Genomic DNA, 23,940 nt, shown 5'->3' with positions numbered 1-23,940 from the left:
CGCCCTAGCCTCCCCGGCCCGTGCGCCCGCTGTCGGCGGTAAGCTGGCCATCCCCCAGGCTCAGGTAGCGATGCCCGAGGCGGCGGATGAGGTCCAGATCGTGGCTGGCGATGAGTACCGTGACACCCACGCGGTTGAAGGCCTCGAACAGGCCCATGATCTCCTCGGAGAGCTCCGGGTCCAGGTTACCCGTGGGCTCGTCGGCGAGCAGAATCGGCGGCCGGGTCACCACCGCCCGGGCGATTCCCACGCGCTGCTGCTCCCCGCCGGAGAGGGTCACGGGATAGGCCGTCTCGCGGTGGAGCAGACTGACCTTGTCCAGCGCCGCGCGCACACGCCGGCCGATGTCGCGATGGGGCACGCCGGCGATGACCAGTGGCAGGGCCACGTTGTGGTAGACCGTGCGGTCGTGGAGCAGCCGGTGGTCCTGGAAGATCATGCCCACTCGCCGGCGCAGGTAGGGAATGCGGCGCGAGGACAGGCGATTCAGATTGATGCCGTTGATCACGATCTGCCCGCGACTGGGGCGTTCCAGCACCGGGATCAGCTTGAGCAGGGTGCTCTTGCCGGCCCCGGAATGGCCGGTAAGAAAGACCATCTCGCCGCGATCCACCTGGAACGACAGGCTGCGCAGTGCCTCGTGGCCGCCCGGGTACTGTTTACTGACGCTATCGAAGAAAATCATCGCCAGCGGCTACTGCACATCCATGGCATCGCCAAGCAGCGCATCCACGAACTCTTCGGCGTGGAACGGCCGCAGATCGTCGGGGCGCTCGCCCACGCCGATGTAGCGAATAGGCAGGCCAAGACGCTGGGCGATGGCGAAAATCACGCCCCCCTTGGCCGTACCGTCGAGCTTGGTGACGATCAACCCGGAGACACCCACGGCCTTGTGGAACTGCTCCGCCTGGGAGAGCGCGTTCTGCCCGGTGCTGGCGTCCAGCACCAGCAACACCTCGTGGGGCGCGGTTTCGTCCAGCCGCCCCAGCACGCGCCGGACCTTGCGCAGCTCGTCCATGAGATTGTCCTGGGTATGAAGACGCCCGGCGGTGTCGGCGATGAGCACGTCGACCCCGCGCGCCTTGGCGGCCTGCTGAGCGTCGTAGATCACGGAAGCGGAATCGGCCCCCGTGTGCTGGGCGATCACGGGAATGCCCGTGCGCTCGCCCCACTGCTGCAACTGCTCCACGGCCGCCGCGCGGAAGGTATCTCCGGCGGCCAGCAGCACCGATCGCCCCTCACCGCGATAGCGGCTGGCGAGCTTGCCGATGGTGGTGGTCTTGCCCACACCGTTGACGCCGACGGTCAGTACCACGAACGGCCCGTCCGCGTTCTCCGGCACAAGGGCTTCTTCACAGGGCGCGAGCAGCTCGATCATGTCGGCGCGCAGGGCCTGCATGAGTGCGTTGATGTCGCCCAGCTCCTTGCGCCGCACACGCTCGGTCATGCGCTCGATGATCCGCGTGGTCGCCTCGACACCGACATCGGCCATGAGCAGCCGGGTCTCCAGCTCCTCGAGCAGTTCGTCGTCAATGGTCTTGCGGCCGAGAAACGCCGTCGCCAGACCCTCGGTGAGCCCCGAGCGGGTCCGCCCCAGCCGCTCCTTCAGCCGCCCGAACAGACCGGGGCGCTGGGCGCCGTCATCCGGCGTTTCGGAGGTGGACGGCGTCTCGTCCTGTTTCCCTTTTCTGAACCCGAACATGTCTTTGGTGGTCACTCTCTGGTGAGCGGTTTGCGTATCCTAGCACTGTCGGCGCAACCTGCTCAGGGGGAATCCGGTCGCAACGCGCGATCACAGCCGGACCATAACAACGCTGCCACGACATACACACGCACCAGAGAGCGATAATCACCATGATGCGATCATGTCTCGCCCTGTTCGCCAGCCTGCTCCTGTCGGCTGGCACCGCAGCCGCCGCCACTGCGGACATCCACAGCTTCGAACTGGACAACGGCATGACGGTTATCGTCAAGCCGGACGAACGCGCCCCGGTGGTGATCAACCAGCTCTGGTTCCCGGTGGGCTCCAGTCACGAACAGCCCGGCACCACCGGCATCGCCCACATGCTGGAGCACATGATGTTCAAGGGCACGGAGACCCGGGAGACCGGCACCTTCTCCCGCACCATCTCCGAGGAAGGCGGCCGGCTCAACGCGTTCACCGGGCGGGATTTCACCGGCTACTACGAGGAACTCGGCGCCGACCGCCTGGAGATTGCCCTGGAGCTGGGCGCCGACCGCCTGGACAACATCGTCTTCGATCAGGACGAGTTCGACCGGGAGCTCGAGGTGGTCAAGGAGGAGCGCCGTCTGCGGGTGGACGACAACCCCGTCGGCGTTCTGCACGAGCGCTTCAACGCCGTCGCCTGGCACAGCAGCCCCTACGGCCAGCCCATCATTGGCTGGGAGCGGGACATCGAGCAGTTCACCCTGCAGGACGTCGAGGACTGGTACGACGACTGGTACGGGGTGAACAACGCCATCCTGGTGGTAGTCGGCGACGTGGACCCCGACGCCGTCCGCGATCTGGTCGACGAGTACTTCGGCCACATGGAGCCGCGGGACGCCCCGGAGCAGAAGGTGCGCGAAGAAGTGGAGCCCATGGGCGAGCGCCGCCTCACGGTACACCACGAGAACGCCAACCCGTACCTCATGATGGGGTATCAGGTGCCCTCTCTCGCCACCGCCGAATCGAGCCGCGACGCATACGCGCTCAGCGTGCTCTCGCAGGTGCTCGATGGTGGTGACAGCGCGCGCCTGCCCAGCCGGCTGGTGCGCGGCGAGGAAGTTGCAGCGGGGGTGAGCGCACGCTACAGCAGCATCGCGCGGCTGGACACGCACTTCACGCTGCAGGGCCGTCCCACCGGCGAGACGGACCTGGACGACGTGGAGGCCGCGCTGCGGGAGCAGATCCGCGATGTGCGCGAGGACGGCATCACCGACGAGGAGCTGCAGCGGGCCAAAGTGCAGCTTCGCGCCGACTACGTCTATCGCCTGGACTCCCTCTCCGGTCAGGCGATGGAAATCGGTCTGCTCGAGACCGCCGGCATCGGCCACGAGGCCATGCGCGACTTCGAGACGGAGCTGGAAGCGGTGACAAAGGAAGACGTCCACGACGTGGCGCAACGCTACCTGATCGATGACCGTCTGACCGTCGGCCACCTGAAGCCCGAGAACGGCGACGACCCCTCGCTGCCGGGCAGCATACCCGGCGCGGCGCCCACCGACGACACAACCGGATACTGAGGAGCGATCATGCGCAGCCTTTCCACGCACTTCCGCAACCTCCTTGCCGTCGCGGTGACGCTGGGCGCGCTGGCGCTGGCCGCGCCGGCCCACGCCGCGCTGGACATCCAGCACTGGACCTCCGATGACGGCCTGGATGTCTACTTCGTGCAGAGCGAAACACTGCCGATGGTGGACCTGCGGCTCACCTTTGACGCGGGCTCGGCGCGCGACGGCGATCAACCCGGACTGGCCAGCCTCACCAGCAACCTGCTGAGCGAGGGTGCCGGCGGCCTGGATGCCGGCGAGATCGCCCGCCGCTTCGAGGACCAGGGGGCGCGCTTCTCCACCAGCAGTGGGCGCGATTCCGCAAGCGTCAGCCTGCGGACCCTGAATGAACCGGACACCATGAGCGCCGCGGTCGAGGCACTCACGACGGTCGTGCGGGAGCCCGACTTTCCCGAGGCGGCGGTGGACCGCGAGCGGCGGCGCATGCTGGTCAGCCTGCGCAACAGCCGCAACGATCCTGGGTCCATCGCCAGGGAAGCGTTCTGGGAGGCCATCTACGGCGATCACCCCTACGCCAGCAACCCCGGCGGCACCGAAGACAGCCTGGGCGAGCTGAACCGGGACGCCGTCAGCGCCTTTTTCGAGCGCTACTACGTTGCGGAGACTGCCTCGCTGGCAATCGTCGGCGACATCAGCCGCGCCGAAGCGGAGACCATCGCCGATCACCTCGGCGGCAGCCTGCGACAGGGCGAGCGCCCCGACCCGATCCCCGAGCCCGAACCCACGGACAAGGCCGGTGAGACCATCCATATCCCGTTCAGCACCAACCAGAGCCACGTGCTGAAAGGGCAGATCGGCTACCAGCGGGGCGACGACGACCACTTCCCCCTGTACGTGGGCAACCACATCCTCGGGGGCAGCGGGCTGGTCAGCCGGCTCGCGGAGGAGATGCGCGAAGAGCGCGGGCTGTCGTACAGCGTCGGCAGCCGGTTCCAGCCCATGACCCGCTCCGGGCCGTTTTTCGTGAACACCCAGATCCGGGCCGACCGGACCGAGGAGGCGCTGGAGGTGCTCGACACCACCGTCCGGTCGCTGCGCGACGACGGCCCCGGGGAGGACGAGCTGCGCCGGTCGGTCCGCAACATCACCGGCAGCTTCCCCCTGCAGCTCGACAGCAACCGCGGCATGCTCGGCTACGTCGCCGTCATCGGCTTCCACGGCCTGCCGCTGGACTACCTGGACACGTTCCAGGACAACGTCGAGGCCGTCTCCGCGGATGACATCCGCGATGCACTGCAGCGCTGGCTCGACCCGGACCGTTTCACGACGGTCATCGTCGGCCCCCAGGACGAGGACGGCGAGGAGCCCGAGGAGGACTGACGCCGTAACCCGGCCGTGGCATTCATGACCGGCTGGCGGTACATTGCGTGGCCATGGCGAAACGGGCACGCAATGAACTGCGGATCATCGGTGGCGAGTGGCGCGGCCGGCGGCTGCGCTTCGCCGGCGGAGCCGGGCTGCGCCCCACGGCGGACCGCAACCGCGAGACCCTGTTCAACTGGCTCCAGCCCGTCCTCCCCGGCAGCCGCTGCCTGGATGTGTTCGCCGGCAGCGGCGCCCTGGGGTTCGAGGCGGCATCCCGTGGCGCGGCAGAGGTGGTCCTTGTCGAGCGTGATCGCCGGGCGCTCGCCGCCCTGCGGGAGAATGTCCGGCTGCTGGCAGCCGACGACCGGGTCAGCGTCCACGGTGGCGACGCCCTGTCGCTGCTTTCAGGCGGTACCGCCCGCCCCTTCGACATCATCTTTCTGGATCCGCCATTCCGCGAGGCACTGTTGCAGCCCGCCTGCCAGGCGCTGGCAACCGGCAACTGGAGTCACGCCGACACCCGCATCTACATGGAACATGCGCGACAACAGGCCCCGGCACTGCCGCCCCACTGGCAGGTCCTGCGGGAGCGAACAGCCGGGGACGTACGCTTCGTGCTGCTGCAGGCGAACGGGAATTGATCCCGGGCGCGGCGGATGGTTTGATGAGAGGCCATTTTTCCGGCGATCGAGTTTTTCAGGACAAAGGGCGAGCGCATGACCATTACAGCCATCTATCCGGGTACCTTCGACCCCATCACCAACGGTCACATCGACCTGGTGGAGCGGGGGTCCAAGCTGTTCGACCGCCTGATCATCGGCGTCGCCGCATTTCCCAGCCCCAGCAAGAAGCCAGCGTTCTCCAACGATGAGCGGCTGGAACTGGCCCGGATTGCCCTGGATCATGTGCCGAACATCGAGGTCAAGGCGTTTGATACGCTGCTCGCCCACTTCGTCGCCGCCGAGAACGCGCAGGTCATCCTGCGCGGCCTGCGCGCCGTGTCGGACTTCGAGTACGAATTCCAGCTGGCGAGCATGAACCGCCAGCTGATCCAGGACGTGGAGACGGTCTTCCTGACGCCCGCGGAACAGTACGCCTACATCTCCTCCAGCCTGGTCCGCGAAGTGGCCGCGCTGGGCGGCGACATCGAGAAGTTCGTGCATCCCAAGGTCGCCGAAGCGCTGATCGCCCGACTGCGGCGCTGAATTTCACAACCCCAGGAGTGACTGCATGGTACGCGCCAGACTGGCCGGGATCATTGCCACTGCCGCACTGTTTTTCACCAGCGCACAGGCGTTCGCCGCCACGCCGCCGGGGGCAGCGGTGGCAACGGCGCACCCGCTCGCCACGCAGGCGGCAGTGGAGATACTCGACCAGGGCGGCAATGCTTTTGACGCCGCAGTGGCCGCGACGGCGGCCCTCGCCGTGGTGGAACCCTACGGCTCGGGGATCGGTGGCGGCGGCTTCTGGCTCCTGCACCGGGAAGCGGACGATTTCCAGACCATGGTGGATGGCCGTGAAACCGCGCCGGGCCGGGCGACACGGGACATGTACCTGGACGAATCCGGCGAGGTGCGCGGCCGCGACTCCCTGGACGGTCCGCTGGCCGCGGGCATCCCAGGCACCCCGGCCGCACTGGTGCACATCACCGACGACTACGGCGAGCTGGACCTGGCCACCAACCTGGAGCCCGCCATCCGCTACGCGCGTGACGGCTTCGAGGTGGGCGAGCACTACCGGCGCATGATGCGGTTCCGCCTGGATGCCGTGCGTGACTCCCCCGCCGCAGCCGCGGTCCTGCTGGACGACGGCGAGGTCCCGGAGGAAGGCCACACCATCGTGCAGACCGATCTGGCGCTGACGCTGGAGCGGATCGCGCGCGACGGGCTGGAGGGGTTCTACCAGGGAGACGTGGCCGAGCGGCTGGTCCGGGGGACCAACGAGGCGGGCGGCATCTGGAGCATGGACGACCTGGCGGACTACGCGGTGGTCGAGCGGGAGCCGATCCAAGGCACATACCAGGGCCTGCGCATCACGGCCGCCGCGCCGCCATCCGCCGGCGGCATCAGCCTCATGACCATGCTCAACATCCTCTCCCAGCACGAGCTGCGCAACAAACCGGAAGCCGAGCGCATCCACCTGAAGGTGGAGGCCATGCGCCGCGCCTACCGTGACCGACAGCTCTTCCTCGGGGATCCGGATTTCGTCGACATTCCCGTTGCCCGCCTGACCAGCATGGCCCATGCGGAGGCGATCGGAGCCGATCTGCAACTGGACAAGGCCACGCCCAGCGAGGACCTGCCCGACCCGGACCGCGAAGGGGAGGACACGACCCACTTCTCCATCATTGACGGCGAGGGCAACCGCGTCGGTGCCACCCTGTCGATCAACTACCCGTTCGGCTCCGGCTTCATGCCGCCGGGGTCCGGGGTGCTGCTGAACAACGAGATGGACGATTTCGCCAGCCAGCCCGGCAAGCCCAACGCCTACGGCCTGGTCGGCGGTGAGGCGAACGCCATCGAGCCGGGGAAGCGCCCGCTGTCGAGCATGACGCCAACCTTCGTCGAGTCGGACGACCGGGTTGCGGTCATCGGCAGTCCTGGCGGCAGCCGTATCATCACGCAGGTGCTGCTGGGAGTGATCAGCTTCGCGGACCGCCTGGAGCCGGAGCAGTGGGTCGCCCGCCCCCGCTTCCACCACCAGTACCTGCCGGACAAGATTGAGCACGAGCCCGGCGCCATTTCCGTGCAGACCCGTCGCGCCCTGACCGCCAAGGGCCATACCGTGCGGCCCATGCTGCGTCGGTACGGAGACATGCAGGTGGTCTTCTGGAATCGTGTGGACGGCGTCATGGACGCAGCCAGCGATCCCCGCGGCGGCGGCGAAGCGCGGGTCACCGGGGAGTAAGCCAGGACTCGTCAGGCGTAGGTGTCAATGTGATCGCCACCCTGGCGATCATCGTCTCCGCCGCCGGACGCGTCCGGCGGCGCGTCATCATCGACCACGTCGCCACGTGACAACGATTTCCGTGTCGCACGATTCCATTCTTCAATGGCCTCACGCCCGGGCGTCCGGTCCCGGGGCAGTACGCCGTCATCCGCGTAGCGCAGGGTCTGCTGCACCTGCCCCAGCTGGCGCGGCGGCGAGAGATTCGGCCCGCGCGGGTAGTAAACGTAAACATCGAGCATAATGAGGCACCTGACAGCCTTTCCGGATCCAGTATAGACCGGCATGGGCGATGGCGAAAATCAACCGCCCTCGCCTCCGGCCACCGCCCAACGGAGTCACCGATGCAACACGGACCCCTGTTCAAGCCGCTGATCGTTCTGCTCATTGTCCTATGGCCCGCCATCGCGGTGACCAAGTCCCCGGAATCCGTTGTCGAAGAGACGTTCCGCGCCTCGCTCAACAGCCTGCTCGAGCACCATGAGGCCATCGCCGAGGATCCATCGGTGGGCGAGGCCCTCATCGACGAGGTGCTCTCCCCGCGGGTGCATTTCGAGCTGATGAGCCGGTTGATACTCGGGCGGCACTGGCGCGACGCGGACGAACAACAGCAGGAGCGGTTCGTCGCCGCTTTCCAGGAGCACGTGGTCCGCACGTACTCGCGGATGCTCGCGGACAATATCGATGAAGCCCTGGACATGGTGGACGGACGCGGCGCTGGCGACATCCTGCGCATCGATCGGGTATCGGAGCCGGATCAGCACGGGCGCGTCACTGTGCGGACCACGCTGCGATTCGACGGTACGTCCGTGCCCGTCCACTACCGCATGATCGAGACGGAGGCGCACGGCTGGCTCGTCTACGACGTGGTGATCGAGAACATCAGTTTTGTCACGAACTACCGGCAGGAGTACGGCAGTGCCATCCGCCGGGACGGTGTCGAGGGGCTGGTCAGCCGGCTCGAGGCACGAAACGAGCGACGCCGGTAGGGCCTCATGCGTGCAGCCGCTCTGGTCGCTACCGTCACGCTCCTGCTTGCCGGCTGCGGCACCACACCCCCGGACCGCACGGACAACCTGTGCCATATCTTCGACCATCAGCCGCGCTGGTATGACTATGCGCGCGAGTCGGAAGAGCGCTGGGGGCTGCCTATCGCCACGCAGATGGCCTTTATCCGGCAGGAGTCGTCGTTCCGGCACGATGCCCGGCCGCCACGGACCCGGTTGCTGGGCTTCATCCCCTGGCGCCGCCCGAGCACCGCCTACGGCTTCGCTCAGGCGCAGAACCCCGTCTGGGGCGAGTATCAGGAGGAGCGGGGCACGCTGTTCTCGCGCCGCACGAACATGAGGCACGCTCTCGACTTCGTCGGCTGGTATAACCAGAACACCCAGGACCGGCTCGGCATCAGCAAGAACAACCCCCGCCACCTCTACCTCGCCTACCACGAGGGTCACGCCGGTTACCGCCGCCGGAACTGGGAACACAACGACACCCTGGACCGCGCGGCCAATCGCGTTGAACGCACGGCGATCCAGTACGAGCAGCAGTTGCAGGCCTGCGAAGAGCGCTTCCAGTGCCGGCGGTTCTGGGAGATCGGACCGTTCTGCGATCCGTGAACGGATACGCCATCGCCCGCGCCGATTATTGGTGGACCTGAAGGTCCACCCTACACGTACCCCCCTCGTGATAGGCGTGGATCGACGTTTCACGCCCCTCACAAGGCGTAGGTGGACGTTTACGTCCACCATCAAACGCGGGCAGGTCACATTCATTCACGGATCACAGCAGGTGATCGCGGACAAAAAAAACCCCCGTCGAGAGACGGGGGCAAGGTTCACGCGTCAGGGTGGGCAGACGCGCTGCCTGGTGACCAACGGTGATGGGTGCGCGGGACACCGAAGGTCACAAAGTCGTCGTGGTAGCAGGGCATACACTGAGGCGGGCCACGACGACCAGGCGATGGCACTTACCTGGTAAGCACATCGCGTGCCAGAAAAAAAAGACACTCAAAAACAGATACTTGAATAGCGGCAGACAGGAGGGTATGGCCCGGAGTGTCAAGTATTGGCAACACATTTCCGGGCCAGTGGCATATCTAGCTGTTTCTATTGTTTATTTTACTGTCTCCAAACGGAGACATGTCGGCTCGGCTGACGGACAGACTGTCACAGCATTTCAGTCGAAATCGGGTTGCGCACCCCGCTGGGCAATCTGGAGTCGCTGCAGATAGCGCTGCAGCAGGGTGCTGCCGTTGGTCGAGAGGTTGCGAAAGGCCAGCCCGACACGGCGACCGACCGTGCCGTCACGGAACATGTGTCGCGAAATGTTTCGCACTTCCAGATCCATGACCAGCGGGCTGCTCCCGGGAATCTCCACTTCGCACTGACCGAAGACATCGCGCATGCTCAGCGACAGATCCATTGAAGCATCAATGATGCCAACCCCCCCGAGACTGAGGTCCATGGCGCGGAACGTGTGTGTCTCGCCATCCGGAGCCGGAATCCGGCAGGTCACAGGCTTCGCCACGGCGGTGGGCACGCGGAAATACTCCCGGCGCTGCAGACGATAGAGGCTGTCCGGTAGCGCCGCGCGGAAGACCGTGCCATCCCGCCCTTCCTTCTCCCGCACGGCATTGAGCCGGAACCGCACGCTGACGTTGTTCTCCCGCGCCATGCAGACCAGTGTGCCCGCCGCGAGCGCACGCCGGTTCACTGCGGGCTCCGGACCGGGATCCAGATCAATCTCGCCCCGATCGGCGTCGACGCGGACCACAGCGGTATTGAAACTCTCCTTGCCCTGATTGAAACAGGCCGTAATCAGCTCCGGCCGGCGCGCCAACTGACGCAATACAGCGACAATGTCCGGCTGCTCCGTGAGCGTGAACCGATCACTGTCCTCGGATGCGCTGCCCTCTTCAATCATTTCCTCTGCCCCCTATCTCGTGATGCATCCCGCCGTGCAATGCCTGGCGCGCTTCGATGGCGCATCCGGCGGCGCGTCTGGCCCTTTATCGTCAGCAGACGCAGAACCTATACTTGAAAAACCAGTTTAAGCGCTTCAGCGCGTGTATTCTGGTGGCTTGAACGATACATTTCCGTGAAGTCCGCCCGGCAATGATAAACGAACCAGACCACGCAACAGGAGAGGGCATGCACACTTACACTCCCCCCAGACTGGCTCAGCAAGGACTGGGCTCACTCGCGCTCGCGGCAATCGTCGCTGGTGCCGGTCTCCAGTCGGCATCCGCCGACAGTGCACGCTACGAGATCTGGGCCCTGGACCAGGGGACCCACAAGGCGCACATCTACGATCAGGACCTCAAGGAAGTGGCTCGCATCAACTTCGGCGCCCACGGCATGGAAGTGCCGCACATGATCGACTTCAGCTCCGACTACCGGTACGCGACGGTCGCCAACGTGGCCACCGGCAACATCGCCGTGATCCGGACGGAAGACTACCGCGTTGTCGACATTATCGAAACCGGGCCGCGCAGCCACATGGCCGGTTTCCTCCCCGACGACAGCGCCATTCTCGTGGACGTCATCGGCTCACCGGACGTGGAGCGCGACGGAAAGGTGGTCGAGGTTTCCTCTGATCTGGACAATGAACGCTTCGCCATCGAGCGCGAACTGGTCATCGCCGACGACCCGACTTTTCAGGAACGCGAGGGCGATTTCAACGACGTCGCCGCCATCTGCCACGACACCACGGCCGACGGCTCACGGGCATTCATCACTCTGGGCCCGGACCTGGACAACGGCGGCCTGGTGGTCATGGACACGGAGAGCATGACCCTGGACGCGGTGTTCTCGCCGAACGAACTCCAGGTCAACTGCGGCACCATGCTTACACCGGACGAGCAGCACATGATCGTCAACGGGGGAGGCGCCGCAACCGGCCTGTGGTATGCGCTTGATGTGGACACGCTGGAGGTGGCCGCCTCGAACGTGAGCCAGGGCATCGACGCCCACGGCGTGCGCAACGTGCCAAACGGCGACGCCATCTGGATGGTCAACCGGGCGAGCTCCGACGGTATCGTGATCGATGCGGACACGCTGGAGATTCGGGACACCATCCCCGACACGGGCGAGACGCCGGACATCCTGGACTTCTCCCCGGACTCGCGGTACGCGTTCATCACCCTGCGCGGCCCCAACCCCGTGTCCATGCCACATATCGCCAAAGGCTCGACCCCTGGCTTCTCCATCCTGGACGTGGAGACCCTTGAAATCGTTGATATCATCCAGCCCGCCGAGGGCAATGAGGACAGCGACTTCCACGGCATCGGCGTACGAGTCATCGACTGACTACGCCAACCGGACGCGGGGTGCCGCTGACCGGCATCCCGCGCCTGCATCAGGCAACCGCCAAGAGTGGACATGAGCCGCCATCGCCCACCACAGCACCGCAAGTCCCCCTACATCACCCGCGAAGGCTGGCGCGAACTGGAGCGGGAACTGAACTGGCTCTGGCGCGTACGTCGCCCGGAGGTAACCCGGGCCGTGCAGGAAGCAGCCGCCATGGGAGATCGTTCAGAAAACGCGGAGTACATCTACGGCAAGAAGCAGCTCCGCGAGATCGATCGTCGCGTGCGCTATCTCAGCAAGCGCCTGGACGAGCTCACGGTGGTGCAGGAGACGCCAGCCAGCCCGTCACGGATCCACTTCGGTGCCTGGATCACCCTTGAGGATGACGACGGCGAGCGTGTTCGTTACCGCATCGTCGGCCCGGATGAATTCAATGCGGATGCCGGCTACATCAGCGTCGATGCGCCAGTGGCACGAGCAGTGCTTGGGAAAACCGTCGATGACGAGGTCACCGTGCCGTTGCCGGACGGCGAAGCGCACTACCTCATCGTCGACGTGCAGTACTCCCCATAGCAACTACCCGGGCAGCGGCCTGCGGCCCGGGCACTGTCAGCCAAGTCCTTACTCGCGGCGGAAATCGCCCGATGCGCGCTCTTCGGGCTGGAATCGCGACGCCTCGTAATTGCTGGACGCCGGCTGGTTCGCCGCATCGGTACTGAACCCGCCACCGCTGGTGGTCTGGGCTTCCGGCTGCACGTCGAGATTCTGGTAGGTGCCCCAGGCCATGTACCCACGGGCATTGGCGGTCACCGGATCGCTTACCATCACGCTCTGGGGGACCTGCGGACGCAGATAACGCTCCAGCACGTGGGCACCACCGCCGGTCAGCAGCACGGCATCGTACTCGGTCAGCTGCCACAGGGACTGCAGTTCCACCATCAGCTTGGTGGCCACTTCACCGAGGATCTGATCGCGCAGGTCGGTGATATCCACCCGACGGCCGGAGACATTCACTTCGCCATCGATCACCGCCTGGTCCAGCGTGTACGGCTCGCGTTCCAGGCCGTACTGCGTAGCCAGGGAGGCGGCGAGCGTGTCATACCCGGTGGAGATGCCCAGCGGCACGGTCCGGCTCCAGGCCGGCGCGTACTCGCCTTCGACGATCGTGGCGAAGTCCGTGGTGCGGAAGCCGACGTCGATGATGCCGACGCGGCCGCGCAGGAGATTGGAATCACCACGCAGCTGTCCGCGGCTGTCCAGCACTTCGGACCAGAACGTGCCCAGCGGCTGGGGCACCACTTCCACCTGGTCGAGGCGGATACTGAGATCCTGACGGTTGCGGCCCACGTGACGGGTGACGGTGTGGTCGCCGCGCAACTGCGAGACCAGGTCGTCGGCCAGATGCATGCGCCCTGGCGGCAGACCGGTGACCACCTGGAAGTCGTTCATTGACTCCCGGCAGAACATACTCAGCGCACCCAGGAACAGGATGCGCAGGTCGTCGCCTTCGGCACGCGTCGCGGACAGTCCGCGGTGGGCGATGCGCGAATGGCGGATGGCCAGATCCCCCAGGAAGAAGCTCTTGCCACCCACGGTGATCCGGAGATCGCTGGTCGGATCCGGCTTCTGGAAACCCAGTGACATGGGCCCCCCGCCACCGGCATGGCCGACCACACTGGGGAAACGGACTCCATCGCGGCCATCGTTGGCCTTGATGAACCCGTAACCCATATCGAGTCCAATTACACGTTCCACAGCGTCACCCCCGATTGTCTGCTTCCGTTTGGCCTGCGGTTCCATTCAGCGACGTTTGCGCGTCGGACGAACCGTCACAGGCCCCGGCCCCCCCGATCCTAAACTTCAAACGACGTTATCGCCACCGCCGTTCACCCTGAGCGACCCAGTCACGCCCCTGGCGCGGGTCGTCCCGATCCTGGGCGCGGCCGGGCTCGGCACCGTCATCGGCGCCTGGCTGCCGGTCTTCATCCCCCAGGGCCGGGCCGATATCCGGCTCTGCCGCGTGCTCACTTTCCGGGACCGCGGCGGCCACGTCCGGCTCGGGCTCCGGTGAAATATCCACCGGCGGCTCCGGTTCCGGGTCGGGCTCCGGTCCGGGCGCAACCACGTCCGCCCGCTCCTCCGATGCCGACGCGCCGCTCTTCTGTTTCCAGTGACTCAGCGCAGCAACCGCCTCCTGATCCGTGGAACGGCTTTCGCCCAGGAACTGACCGCCGGGCTCGATCACGAAGGCGCGGCTGGAGACTTCACCGAGCACTTTGCCCTGCTCGACGATTTCGAGGCTGTCACACTCGATACGGCCGCGGGCGAAGCCGCTGACCACCATGCGGTGAGACTGAATGTCGCCCTCGAAGCTGCCATCCGAACCAATGGAGACGTCGTACTCCGAGCGGATATTGCCCTCGATACGGCCATCAATGTGCAGGTTGCCTTCCGGTTTCAGCTCCCCGACGAGGGTTGTCCCGGTGGCAATGATTGTCGTCCCGCCGCCGCGGCGTTTGGTCTCTTTGCCGCTCTTGCCGAAAAGCCCCATGGCACGCTGGCTCCTCACTCGTCTCTATGCTTAAGCGGTCGCGTCGACGATCGCATCCGATTATCCAGACTCGTCAGCCTACGCTTATCGTCCGGTCGGGAATGTGGCATGGATCACAGCGGCCCGGGTTATCGGGCCAATCATTCGCGGTTTGCGACACATGCACCCTCGATCGCAACGTCAACGCTGACAGACCGGACAGTAACATGTGCTCCGCTGGCCGACCCGCATCAACCGTAACACCGTCCCGCAGGCAGGGCATGGCTCCCCGGCCCGACCGTAGACCGACAGTGACTGCCGGAAGTAACCGGGATTGCCGCCACTGCCCACGAAATCGCGCAGGGTCGTGCCGCCGGCCTCGATGGCGTCACCGAGAACGGCACGGATGGCGTCGGCAAGTCGGTGGTAACGGGCACGCCCCACGCGACCCGCCGCCCGCGCCGGGTGGATCCCCGCGCGAAAAAGCGCCTCAGCCGCGTAGATGTTCCCTACGCCGACTACGGTCGCTGCATCCATGATGAACGCTTTCACCGCCTGCCGACGGCCGCGGGAGCGGGCGTAGAGCCAGGCGCCGGTGAATGCGTCACCCAGCGGTTCGGGCCCGAGGCGGGCCAGCAATGGATGGGCCGCCCCATCCCCCGGCGCCAGAAGCAGGCTGCCGAACCGGCGCGGGTCGACGTAGCGCAGCACCTGGCCGGAATCCAGCAGCACATCCACATGGGCATGCGGCTCGGCCGGGGTGCCCGCCTCCACGACCCGCAGGCTTCCGGACATGCCAAGATGCAGGATGAGCGTGTCCGGCGCGGCGCGAAAGAGCAGGTACTTGGCGCGCCGATCGACGCGCCGGACCACCCGCCCGCGCAGGGCGTCGGGCAGATCGGCCGCCACCGGCCAGCGCAGCCGCGGGTCGCGCACGACCACATCGGTAATGGTGCGGCCGGTAACGTGGGGCTCGACGCCGCGGCGGGTGGTTTCAACCTCGGGCAGTTCCGGCATGCGTCTACTCGCGACCGTCCAGGAGGTAACCGCGGACGTGCTCGGGCAGCACGTAGGCGACGCGGGAATCCATGTCGACCAGGCGGATCTCGCCCGATTCCTCCGTGGCGACGAACCGCCGCTCTCTGCCCTCATCGAGGCACAGGCGCACGTCCGGGGCATCGACGTCCGGCGGATCGTCCAGGGGCCGCGCCACAAGGGCTTCGGCTTCGCTCCAGGCGGCGGCCAGTTCGGCGAGTTCGTCGGCGTCCAGATCGCCACGATCCACTTGCCAATCGTCATCCCCCGTTCGCCCGGCCAGCGCCGGGGTCTCCAGCGCGGTTACGGTGGCACCGCGCGGCAGCAGGTGGCGATCAAGGAAATTCCACCACGGCCCGTCCAGCAGTGGCATGAGCCCATCCGGGATCAGGTGGACCCGGTCGTCCACCACCGCGTAGCGCAGCCCGTCCATCGGCTCGGTATCGCCGAGGCCGATGCCGGTGCCGTTGAACGCCACCTTGATCTGCGGCGGAATGAGCCCGAGTTCGCGGGCGTCCACGTCATCCAGCGGGTAACGGCGTTCACTGGGCGCCCGGCCGAGCTCCAGCAGCTGCTCGACGTGAAACTGGCTGGCAGGCGCCTCCACCGGTTCCGTGATCAGCCACCCCTCCCCGCTGCGTTCCATGCGCAGCGTCTCGCCGTCGGCGTCCTGGATGCGCACCACGCGAACCTCGTCCGGGCTCAGCCCCGTGAGCCGCGGGGACTGGTCTCCGCGCTCCAGGTCCAGCCACGCCACCGCGGCCAGCAGGCCGGCCAGGGCCACCACCGCGAGATTGATCAGCAGCCGGCGCCTCATGCTAGCCCCGCACCCGGCGCCACCAGGCCCAGCCAGCGCCGAGCAGCCAGAGTCCCGGAAGCACCAGCAGGAGGCCGACGCCGATGGCGATGGTGTGCGTACGGGTCAGCTCCAGGGTCTGATCGGGCGCCGCACGCCCGGGCATGGCGCCGGCGCCACTGCCGTCGGTGAGCCAGTCCACCAGTTGCATGCCGAGCTGCAGGTTGTCGCCGTTGCCCACATAGGCGTTGGAGAGAAAATCCGCATCGCCCACCACGGCTACGCGCTGTTCGGCGTCATTGGCGCCGGTCCGGCTCAGTGTCAGCGCCACGCTCAGGGGGCCGCGCCGTTCTCCGGCCGCGGCGTCGAACGACGGGTTGTCCGGGTCCTGCAGCTCGATCCAGTGGCGTTCATCACTCCGCAGCAACTGGCTGACCTGCCACTGCTCGTGAGCGGTATCGCCCAGCTCCAGGGCGCGGGCGCCGACGAACAGCGCCATGCCGTCGAGGCGGTCCAGCGCCGGATGCCGAGGGTAATCGGCGAGCAACAGCAGCCGCGGATCGTCCACGCCCAGCAACGCCTCGGCCTGGGGTTCGATGATGATTCCGGGGAGAATGGCGATGCCGAGCGCCTCCGCGAGGAAGTCCAGCCGTTCGCGGTCGTCTTCATCCACCAGCCACAGCAGGTTGCCGCCCGCATCCACCCAGTCGGTCACCGCGTCGCGCAGGGGCGGAGCCCAGTCACTGCGGGGCCCGGCCACCACCAGCAACGAGGCGTCATCGGGCACACCATCGCCGGCATTGAGGGCTGACAGCTCGTGACCACGCTCATCCAGGTAGCCACCGAAACTGCCCAGGTCGTGGTTGGCATCACCGGCGAGGTCACGCTCGCCGTGCTCCACGGGATAGACCACGGGCCGCCCGTCTGCATGCGCGAGGCGGCCAATCGCTGCGCTCAGGCGCTGCTCGCTGGGTGCGGCGACCTGCTCCTGACGCCCCCGGTACTCGACCACCATCTCGCCCTGCCCCTCGACACCGAACTGGCGCACCAGCTCCGGCCGGGCATCCGGGTTGATGGCACGAAAACGCAGATCGGGGTGGTGGCGCTGGTACCGCTCGACCAGGCGCTCGATGTGACCGGCCAGGAAGTCGTCCGGGCGAACGAAGGCAACCACCTCCAGCGGTTCATCCATGCCTTCCAGCAGCTCGACGCTGCTGTCCGACAACTCGCCGCCGCCAGTGGTGGACCATTCCACGGCGACGGTGTAGCGCGTACTCAGCCATGCCGCGAGAACAAGCACGGCGAGGAAGCCTATGCCCATGACGAAGCTGTTGAGGCGCAGCCAGCGCAGCGTTCGACGATCAATCCGCATGTATCAGTCCCAGTTCACGTCCTGCCACGGCGGCAGACTCAGCCCGCATGGAGCCGCAGGCCATCCAGGCGCTTGATGGTAAAGCCGAGGAAGCCAGTGATCAGCAGCAGAAAGTAGATCACGTCCGTGGACACGACCCGTCCCTGCACGAGCGTCTCGTAGTGCGGCAGCAGTGCCACGTACCGTGTGACCGCATCGCCGGTGTCCAGCGCCGCATCCAGCCCCACCAGGGCCAGAATAATTCCGGCCGTCAGCGCCACTGCCACGGCCGGCTGCGTGGCGAGACTGGACGCAAACAGCGCGACCCCGGCAAACGCCGCGCCAAGCAGCGCAAGCGCCAGGCCGGCGGCGGCAAGGCGGCCGAGATCCAGCTCCGTCCCCGCAAGGAGGGTCAGCGGCATGGCCAGCCAACTGAGCACCAGCAGCAGTAGAAACCCCACGGCAGCCAGATATTTGCCCAGCACCAGCTCAGTAACGCTCAGCGGCGCTGCGTAAAGCAGGTGCAAGCCACCACTGCGCCGCTCCTCCGCAATCAGCCGCATGGCAAGCAGCGCCGCGGCAAGTAGCAGCAGCCCCAGAACGACCACGCTGCCGAAGAACGGCATCAGCACCAGATCCGTGACCCCCATGGGGCTGTTGGTGCGCACCAGCATGGGCTGATAGGTGCTCTGGAACTGCTCAACCAGCGACAGAAACCACCAGGCCGCAACCACCTGGCATACAGCGAGCAGGATCCACGGCAACGGCGAGCAGAACAGCAGCCGCAGTTCGCGCGCGGCAATGCGCAGGACCATCATGCAGCCTCCTCCCCGCCACCCCGGGTCAGCTCCAGGAACACGTCTTCCAGGGTGTGCTGCTCGCGCCGCAGTTCACGCAGCCGCCAGCCGCGCGCGACGGACGCGGCAACCAGCCCGTCCAGGGCGTGCTCGCCGTCGAGTTCCAGCAGCACGCCGTCGCCGCCCGCGGCATCGACGCTGCTGACGCCCCTGATGGCCGTCAGCAACGATAAATCCGGTCGCTCCGCGAACCGCGCCACGAACCGCAGCGGCCCCGGCGCATCACCTCTGGCCGGCCCGGAATGAATGACACGCCCCTCGTGGAGAATGGTGACTCGGTCGGAAACGGCCTGGACTTCCGCGAGAATGTGGCTGGAGAAGATCACGCCGTGGGCCTGCCTCAGGTCCTGAATCAGGGCACGGATGGCCTGCACCTGGCGGGGGTCGAGGCCAACCGTTGGCTCGTCGAGCACGATCAACTGCGGGTCGTGCACGATGGCCTGTGCGATGCCGACACGCTGCTGATAACCCTTGGAAAGGTTACGGATGATCCGGCCGGCAACCTCTTCGAGGCCACAGCGCTCCAGAGCCGTGTCGGCTGCCGCCGCGCAGGCGGCCCGCGTGGGCACACGCCGCAGGCGCGCCGTCCAGCGCAGATAGCCACGCACCGTGGCATCGGGCTGCAGAGGGGGCACCTCCGGGAGATAGCCCAGATGGCGCTTGGCCGCCCGCGGGGACTCCAGCAGATCCACTCCGGCGACGCGGATGCCGCCCGCACTCGGTGCGAGTACGCCGCACAGCATCTCCAGCGTGGTGGACTTGCCAGCGCCGTTAAGGCCCAGAAGGCCGAGAACCTCGCCCCGCTCCAGGGTCAGGTCGATGCCAGCCACCGCCGCGCGCTGGCCAAAGCGCCGCTCCAGTGCGGTGGCGACGAGCAATGGTTCGGTGGTCATGCTGCTCCGTCCTTAAGAGTCGATGTCCTGTGCGACTGCACTCAGTCCGGATACTGGTGCTGAAAGGCATCCCGTGACCATGCAATGGCATCCAGGTACGCCTGGATGACCTGAGCCGCAGGATAGCCGCTGAGTTCCAGCCAGTCCCAGTCGCCGGTCTCGTAGTGGAGGACGCAGTCAAGCACCTTGCCGCCGGTGCCCTTGCGACGCAACAGGGCATCGCGCAGATCGCGGCTCAGGGGCAGCGCCTTCAATACGTCCTTGAGTGGCGCCTCAAGCACCACATCGAGGCCGGAGAACAGCCCGATGGTGAAATAAGTGTCGCTGTCGCCATTATGAAACTGCGTTCCCAGCAACTCGCACATGCGCGCCCGCACGGTGAGCATGGAAATGAGTTCGGGCGGTTTGTCGTCCATCGCGGAAATGGCCATCAGCGACGCCCAGCGCCGCATTTCCTGGGTGCCGAGATAGAGCACCGCCTGGCGGATGGAGTCCATGGGGCGCTGGAGCTGGTAGTAGGCGGAGTTCATGTAGCGGAGCAGACGGTAGCTCAACCCCACATCGGTGGCGATGATGCGCTCCAAGTCGGCGACATCGAGCTGTGGCCGCTGGATAGCCGCAAGCAGACGCACCGTCGGCAATCGGTGCACGGGCACCGACGAGCCCCGCACCATGCGCGGCCGACTGAGAAAATACCCCTGGAAATAGTGGAAGCCGAGCGCCAGGCACTCCTGGAAACGCTGCCGGTTCTCGATCTTCTCGGCCAGCATCCGCAGCCCGGGGCGCTCCACCGTCTCGACCAGCGCCGCGAGTTCCTCCTGCGTCCGGCCCTCCACCTCGAGTTTGACGATGTCCGCGTGGTCAAGTAGCGGCAGGGTCTCCGATGACGGCACGAAATCGTCGAGGCACAGGGTGAATCCGGCCGCGCGCAGTGCGTCCATGGCCTCCAGGACCTGGGGCTCGGCAGTAATACTCTCGAGCAGTTCCAGCACGATACGCCGGGCCGGCAGCGTACGCTCCCGCGCTTCGCGGACGAGAAAGTCACGGCTGACGTTCACCAGCGCCGGGTAGCGCCCAACCACCTCCTGCAGGCCGATTGCGGTGAACGTATTGAGCAGAACACTGCTGGTGGCGAGATCATCGTCGATCACCTCGGCGCGCTGCACGCCCTCCGCCGCCCGGAACAGAAGCTCGTAGCCATACAGGCGGAGATCGCGGGTGAAGACGGGCTGCCGGGCGACGAAGACAGTGCTCATGGGCGCGGGAGCCTCCTCCCGGCCTCTGCGACAGAACGATGGTGCGGTGCCTGGGTCATCCTGATGACTCTGCTCAACCGGCCGTTTTAGCGTAGGTATCAGAAGCCGACACTACCACTGACGGGCCCAGTTCTCAGCCCGAACCATCATGGCCATCGCAAACCGCAGACACACAGCGGGCCCGCATCCCGGAGAATGCGGGCCCGCTGTGTGTCAGGAGGCGTCCGGCGAACCGGATTACTTGATCTTCGCTTCCTTGTACATCACGTGCTTGCGGACAACCGGGTCATACTTCTTCATTTCAAGTTTCCCGGGGGTGTTCCGCTTGTTCTTGTCGGTCGTGTAGAAGTGACCGGTTCCGGCACTGGAGACCATCCGAATCTTGTCGCGCATACCGACCTCCTCAGACCTTTTCGCCGCGCGAGCGCAGCTCGGAGAGCACCGTATCGATGCCCTTCTTGTCGATGGTCCGCAGACCCTTCGTCGAGACCCGCAGCCGCACCCAGCGCTGCTCGCTTTCCACCCAGAACCGATGGTACTGGAGGTTCGGCATGAACCGACGGCGGGTCTTGTTGTTCGCGTGGGACACATTGTTCCCAACGGCCGGGCGCTTGCCCGTGACCTGACATACCTTGGACATGGTGTCCGCCTCCTGAATTCGTTCGTGCCGTCCTCGGGGACGGAGAGCCGCGTTTTATACCAGTAACGCCGCCGCCAATCAAGGCATCCGTTACCCATCGGCCCATTCCGGTCACCCCTTGAAAGCCCGGATAATGCCCCTATGTCTATTCCGGAAAGGCGCCATTAGGCGCGAAATCAACCGTTTGTCACTCCCGCCGAAGCCGGCGCACGAACCGGCCTTCCGGGAATGCGTGGAAGGTGATACAGGGCGTATGGAGTACAAGGACTACTACAAGACGCTCGGCGTTGACCGGGACGCCAGCCAGGCCGACATCAAGAAGGCCTACCGGCGTCTTGCGCGCAAGTATCACCCGGACGTGAGCGAGGAGAAAGACGCCGAGGCCCGCTTCAAGGAGCTCAGCGAAGCGTATGAAGTGCTCGGCGACAAGGACAAGCGCGCCACCTACGACCAGCTCGGCAGCGGCTGGCACCAGGGCGACGATTTCCGGCCGCCGCCCGGCTGGGACTTTGGCGGTGGCCGCGCCGGCAACGGCGGATTCGGCGGCGCGGATTCGGCGTTCAGCGACTTCTTTGAATCGATCTTCGGCGGTGGAGACCCCTTCGCAGGGGGCGGCTTCCGCGGTGCTCGGGGTTATCAGGCACGCGGCCGCGGCTTTCGCGCGCGAGGGGAGGACCAGAGCGCGAAAATCACCATTACCCTGGAGGACGCCTATCACGGCGCGTCGCGCAACCTGAATCTGCAGACCCGTCACGACGACGGACGGGTGGAGCCGCGGCAGGTCCGCGTGAAAATCCCCGCGGGCATCACCCACGGCCGGCAGATCCGGCTCAGCGGGCAGGGTCAGCCCGGCATGGGCGGCGGCGAGCGCGGCGACCTCTACTTGGAGGTCAACATCGCCCCCCATCGCCAGTACCGCCTGAACGGCAAAGACGTGGAGCTGGATCTGCCCATTACCCCGTGGGAGGCCGCCCTGGGCGCCAAGCTGCAGGTGCCGACACTTGGCGGCTGGATCGACATGAAGATTCCGGCGGGGTCGAGCAGCGGCAAGCGCTTCCGTCTCAAGGGGCGGGGACTGCCGGGCAAGCCGCCGGGCGACCAGTACGTGGTGCTCAGCATTGTTGCGCCGAAACCGGAGACGGACGCGGCACGGGAGCTCTACGAGCGGATGCGCGAGGAAATGCCGGTGAATCCGCGCGAGAAACTGTCGGTATGACGACTCGCTGACTGAACAGGGCGTGCGCGGTTGGTGCGGCCGCCGCGCACGGGGTGCCCAAGGCCGGGCCGCACCAACGTGAGAACGCGACCGATGAAAGCACTGCGGTGGTTCGCCGCTTCGATGCTGTTTGCTGCAACAACCTGCACCTGGGCGCAACTCCCCGCCTCAGTGGACGGGGAGCCCCTGCCGTCGCTCGCCCCCATGCTGGAGAAGACCACGCCTGCCGTGGTGAACATCGCCACCACCGGCCGGGCGCTGGTGGCAGAGAACCCGCTGCTGCAGGACCCCTTCTTCCGCCGCTTTTTTGACCTCCCGCCCGAACAGCCAAGGGAACGCCGCACCCAGAGCCTGGGCTCCGGCGTCATCGTCGATGCGGAAGCCGGCTACATCCTGACCAACCACCACGTCATCCGGCGCGCGGACCAGATCACGGTCACGCTCGCCGACGGTCGGGAACTGGCCGCCACGGTGGTGGGCAGCGACTCCGAGACGGACGTAGCCGTGATCCAGGTGCCGGCGGACGACCTCCAGGCACTGACCCTCGCCGACTCGGACAACCTCCGCGTGGGCGACTTCGTGGTCGCCATAGGCAATCCATTCGGGCTCGGGCAGACGGTCACGTCCGGCATCGTCAGCGCGCTGGGGCGCTCGGGGCTGCGGCTCACCAGCTATCAGGATTTCATCCAGACGGACGCCTCCATCAATCCCGGCAACTCCGGCGGTGCCCTGGTCAACCTGCGCGGTGAGCTGGTGGGCGTGAACACGGCCATTCTCAGCCCCGCCGGCGGCAACGTGGGGATTGGTTTCGCAATCCCGTCCAACATGACCCGCTCGGTCATGGACCAGCTCATCGCCCACGGCGAAGTCCAGCGCGGGCGCCTGGGCGTGAGCGCCCAGGACCTGACGCCGGAGCTGGCCGACGCCTTCGGCCTGAGCCAGCGCTCGGGGGTGGTCATTACCCAGATCGAAAGCGGCTCGGCCGCCGCGGAAGCGGGTCTCGAGACCGGCGACATCATTCTCTCGGTGAACGGCCGCTCCGTGCAGCAAGTGACCGACCTGCGCAACGCCATCGGTCTGCTGCGGGTGGGCGAGACAGTGATCCTTCGCATCCGCCGCGACGGCGAAGTGCAGGAACTGGAGGTGCGCATCGCCGAACCGGAGCTGGTGATACTGGAGGGCGAGCGCGTCAGCGAACGGCTCAGCGGCGCCCAGTTCAGCGTCAGCGAGCAGCGGGAGGGGCGCGAGAGCCAGCAGCGCGTGGTGATCCAGTCCGTGGAGCCGGTCAGCCCGGCACACCGGGCGGGGCTACGCGATGGCGACGTCATCCTGTCGGTGAATCGCCAGGCGGTCAGCACGCTGGCGGAGTTCCGCGATCGGGCGAGCGGTCAGCGGGAGTTGCTGCTGCACATCCAGCGCGGGAGCGGGGCGTTGTTCCTGGTATTGCGGTGACCGGGAGGTTTCCGCCTGTCCTGGGGTGGTGGACCTGAAGGTCCACCCTACGGCCTAAGGCG

25 protein-coding genes are annotated in these 23,940 nt (G+C 66.4%); 11 read left to right on the top strand and 14 right to left on the bottom strand.

What is annotated here, in order from left to right:
- Nucleotides 1-4: 4 nt before the first annotated feature.
- Nucleotides 5-685 carry a cell division ATP-binding protein FtsE gene (ftsE, locus tag ACNSTU_RS14745; RefSeq protein WP_290635087.1) on the bottom strand — a complete coding sequence of 227 codons (681 nt, stop codon included), beginning with the start codon at nt 683-685 and terminating at the stop codon, nt 5-7.
- Nucleotides 686-694: 9 nt separating this feature from the next.
- The gene (ftsY, locus tag ACNSTU_RS14740) at nt 695-1,702 is read right to left on the bottom strand and encodes a signal recognition particle-docking protein FtsY (RefSeq protein WP_290635089.1); all 1,008 of its coding nucleotides are present in this window, start codon (nt 1,700-1,702) and stop codon (nt 695-697) included.
- A 152-nt stretch (nt 1,703-1,854) separates the two neighbouring features.
- Between ftsY and ACNSTU_RS14735 the strand changes: the two genes are divergently transcribed.
- The 5 genes from ACNSTU_RS14735 to ggt all read left to right on the top strand — a co-directional run bounded on the left by ACNSTU_RS14735 (nt 1,855) and on the right by ggt (nt 7,506).
- Nucleotides 1,855-3,246, top strand: coding sequence for a M16 family metallopeptidase (locus ACNSTU_RS14735; RefSeq protein WP_290635091.1), 1,392 nt, complete (start codon nt 1,855-1,857; stop codon nt 3,244-3,246).
- A 9-nt stretch (nt 3,247-3,255) separates the two neighbouring features.
- Nucleotides 3,256-4,614, top strand: a complete 1,359-nt coding sequence (locus ACNSTU_RS14730; protein ID WP_418212555.1) for a M16 family metallopeptidase — start codon at nt 3,256-3,258, stop codon at nt 4,612-4,614.
- Between the two features lie 53 nt (nt 4,615-4,667).
- Nucleotides 4,668-5,240, top strand: a complete 573-nt coding sequence (gene rsmD, locus ACNSTU_RS14725) for a 16S rRNA (guanine(966)-N(2))-methyltransferase RsmD (RefSeq protein WP_290635095.1) — start codon at nt 4,668-4,670, stop codon at nt 5,238-5,240.
- 75 nt (nt 5,241-5,315) lie between these two features.
- Entirely contained in the window at nt 5,316-5,804 is a 489-nt protein-coding gene (coaD, locus tag ACNSTU_RS14720; protein ID WP_290635097.1) for a pantetheine-phosphate adenylyltransferase, read from the top strand.
- Between the two features lie 25 nt (nt 5,805-5,829).
- Nucleotides 5,830-7,506: a gamma-glutamyltransferase gene (gene ggt, locus ACNSTU_RS14715; protein WP_290635099.1), complete on the top strand. Its 1,677-nt coding sequence runs from the start codon at nt 5,830-5,832 to the stop codon at nt 7,504-7,506.
- Between the two features lie 11 nt (nt 7,507-7,517).
- On the opposite strand, the gene ACNSTU_RS14710 is transcribed toward ggt, so the two are convergent.
- Nucleotides 7,518-7,787, bottom strand: coding sequence for a hypothetical protein (locus tag ACNSTU_RS14710; RefSeq protein WP_290635101.1), 270 nt, complete (start codon nt 7,785-7,787; stop codon nt 7,518-7,520).
- A 102-nt stretch (nt 7,788-7,889) separates the two neighbouring features.
- Between ACNSTU_RS14710 and ACNSTU_RS14705 the strand changes: the two genes are divergently transcribed.
- Complete coding sequence (locus ACNSTU_RS14705) at nt 7,890-8,534, top strand: MlaC/ttg2D family ABC transporter substrate-binding protein (protein ID WP_290635103.1); 645 nt, start codon at nt 7,890-7,892, stop codon at nt 8,532-8,534.
- Between the two features lie 6 nt (nt 8,535-8,540).
- Nucleotides 8,541-9,161 carry a lysozyme-like domain containing protein gene (locus ACNSTU_RS14700; protein ID WP_290635105.1) on the top strand — a complete coding sequence of 207 codons (621 nt, stop codon included), beginning with the start codon at nt 8,541-8,543 and terminating at the stop codon, nt 9,159-9,161.
- A 559-nt stretch (nt 9,162-9,720) separates the two neighbouring features.
- On the opposite strand, the gene ACNSTU_RS14695 is transcribed toward ACNSTU_RS14700, so the two are convergent.
- On the bottom strand, nt 9,721-10,467 hold the full coding sequence (locus ACNSTU_RS14695) for a flagellar brake protein (RefSeq protein WP_290635107.1): 747 nt from the start codon (nt 10,465-10,467) through the stop codon (nt 9,721-9,723).
- A 227-nt stretch (nt 10,468-10,694) separates the two neighbouring features.
- Between ACNSTU_RS14695 and ACNSTU_RS14690 the strand changes: the two genes are divergently transcribed.
- Both ACNSTU_RS14690 and greB read left to right on the top strand, forming a co-directional pair.
- On the top strand, nt 10,695-11,852 hold the full coding sequence (locus tag ACNSTU_RS14690; protein ID WP_290635109.1) for a YncE family protein: 1,158 nt from the start codon (nt 10,695-10,697) through the stop codon (nt 11,850-11,852).
- Between the two features lie 72 nt (nt 11,853-11,924).
- Nucleotides 11,925-12,425, top strand: a complete 501-nt coding sequence (greB, locus tag ACNSTU_RS14685; protein WP_290635111.1) for a transcription elongation factor GreB — start codon at nt 11,925-11,927, stop codon at nt 12,423-12,425.
- 48 nt (nt 12,426-12,473) lie between these two features.
- Here greB and ACNSTU_RS14680 read toward each other — a convergent pair whose 3' ends face one another.
- The 10 genes from ACNSTU_RS14680 to rpmB all read right to left on the bottom strand — a co-directional run bounded on the left by ACNSTU_RS14680 (nt 12,474) and on the right by rpmB (nt 21,210).
- Nucleotides 12,474-13,607 (bottom strand): hypothetical protein, encoded by a 1,134-nt coding sequence (locus ACNSTU_RS14680; RefSeq protein ID WP_418212554.1) that lies wholly within the window; start codon nt 13,605-13,607, stop codon nt 12,474-12,476.
- A gap of 115 nt (nt 13,608-13,722) precedes the next feature.
- Nucleotides 13,723-14,403, bottom strand: coding sequence for a polymer-forming cytoskeletal protein (locus ACNSTU_RS14675; protein ID WP_418212553.1), 681 nt, complete (start codon nt 14,401-14,403; stop codon nt 13,723-13,725).
- A gap of 180 nt (nt 14,404-14,583) precedes the next feature.
- Nucleotides 14,584-15,399, bottom strand: coding sequence for a bifunctional DNA-formamidopyrimidine glycosylase/DNA-(apurinic or apyrimidinic site) lyase (mutM, locus tag ACNSTU_RS14670; protein WP_290635117.1), 816 nt, complete (start codon nt 15,397-15,399; stop codon nt 14,584-14,586).
- Between the two features lie 4 nt (nt 15,400-15,403).
- The gene (locus ACNSTU_RS14665) at nt 15,404-16,234 is read right to left on the bottom strand and encodes a DUF4340 domain-containing protein (protein WP_290637224.1); all 831 of its coding nucleotides are present in this window, start codon (nt 16,232-16,234) and stop codon (nt 15,404-15,406) included.
- Nucleotide 16,235: 1 nt separating this feature from the next.
- The gene (locus ACNSTU_RS14660) at nt 16,236-17,585 is read right to left on the bottom strand and encodes a GldG family protein (protein WP_290635120.1); all 1,350 of its coding nucleotides are present in this window, start codon (nt 17,583-17,585) and stop codon (nt 16,236-16,238) included.
- Nucleotides 17,586-17,623: 38 nt separating this feature from the next.
- Entirely contained in the window at nt 17,624-18,382 is a 759-nt protein-coding gene (locus ACNSTU_RS14655) for an ABC transporter permease subunit (RefSeq protein WP_290637226.1), read from the bottom strand.
- Nucleotides 18,379-19,314: an ABC transporter ATP-binding protein gene (locus ACNSTU_RS14650; protein WP_418212552.1), complete on the bottom strand. Its 936-nt coding sequence runs from the start codon at nt 19,312-19,314 to the stop codon at nt 18,379-18,381. The genes ACNSTU_RS14655 and ACNSTU_RS14650 overlap by 4 nt, the downstream gene beginning before the upstream one ends.
- A gap of 41 nt (nt 19,315-19,355) precedes the next feature.
- The gene (locus ACNSTU_RS14645; protein ID WP_290637230.1) at nt 19,356-20,570 is read right to left on the bottom strand and encodes an EAL and HDOD domain-containing protein; all 1,215 of its coding nucleotides are present in this window, start codon (nt 20,568-20,570) and stop codon (nt 19,356-19,358) included.
- 237 nt (nt 20,571-20,807) lie between these two features.
- On the bottom strand, nt 20,808-20,963 hold the full coding sequence (gene rpmG, locus ACNSTU_RS14640) for a 50S ribosomal protein L33 (protein WP_091646057.1): 156 nt from the start codon (nt 20,961-20,963) through the stop codon (nt 20,808-20,810).
- Nucleotides 20,964-20,973: 10 nt separating this feature from the next.
- Nucleotides 20,974-21,210 carry a 50S ribosomal protein L28 gene (gene rpmB / locus ACNSTU_RS14635; RefSeq protein ID WP_091646059.1) on the bottom strand — a complete coding sequence of 79 codons (237 nt, stop codon included), beginning with the start codon at nt 21,208-21,210 and terminating at the stop codon, nt 20,974-20,976.
- 253 nt (nt 21,211-21,463) lie between these two features.
- Here rpmB and ACNSTU_RS14630 point away from each other — a divergent pair, with 253 nt between their 5' ends.
- Entirely contained in the window at nt 21,464-22,426 is a 963-nt protein-coding gene (locus ACNSTU_RS14630) for a DnaJ C-terminal domain-containing protein (protein ID WP_290634280.1), read from the top strand.
- A gap of 93 nt (nt 22,427-22,519) precedes the next feature.
- Nucleotides 22,520-23,878 carry a DegQ family serine endoprotease gene (locus tag ACNSTU_RS14625; RefSeq protein ID WP_418212551.1) on the top strand — a complete coding sequence of 453 codons (1,359 nt, stop codon included), beginning with the start codon at nt 22,520-22,522 and terminating at the stop codon, nt 23,876-23,878.
- The last annotated feature ends 62 nt before the right edge of the window (nt 23,879-23,940 follow it).

Source organism: Aquisalimonas sp. APHAB1-3 (genome assembly GCF_048323695.1).
GTDB lineage: Bacteria > Pseudomonadota > Gammaproteobacteria > Nitrococcales > Aquisalimonadaceae > Aquisalimonas.
The sequence above is the reverse complement of the archived record's forward strand: the minus strand, read 5'-3'. Positions and strand labels throughout refer to the sequence as shown.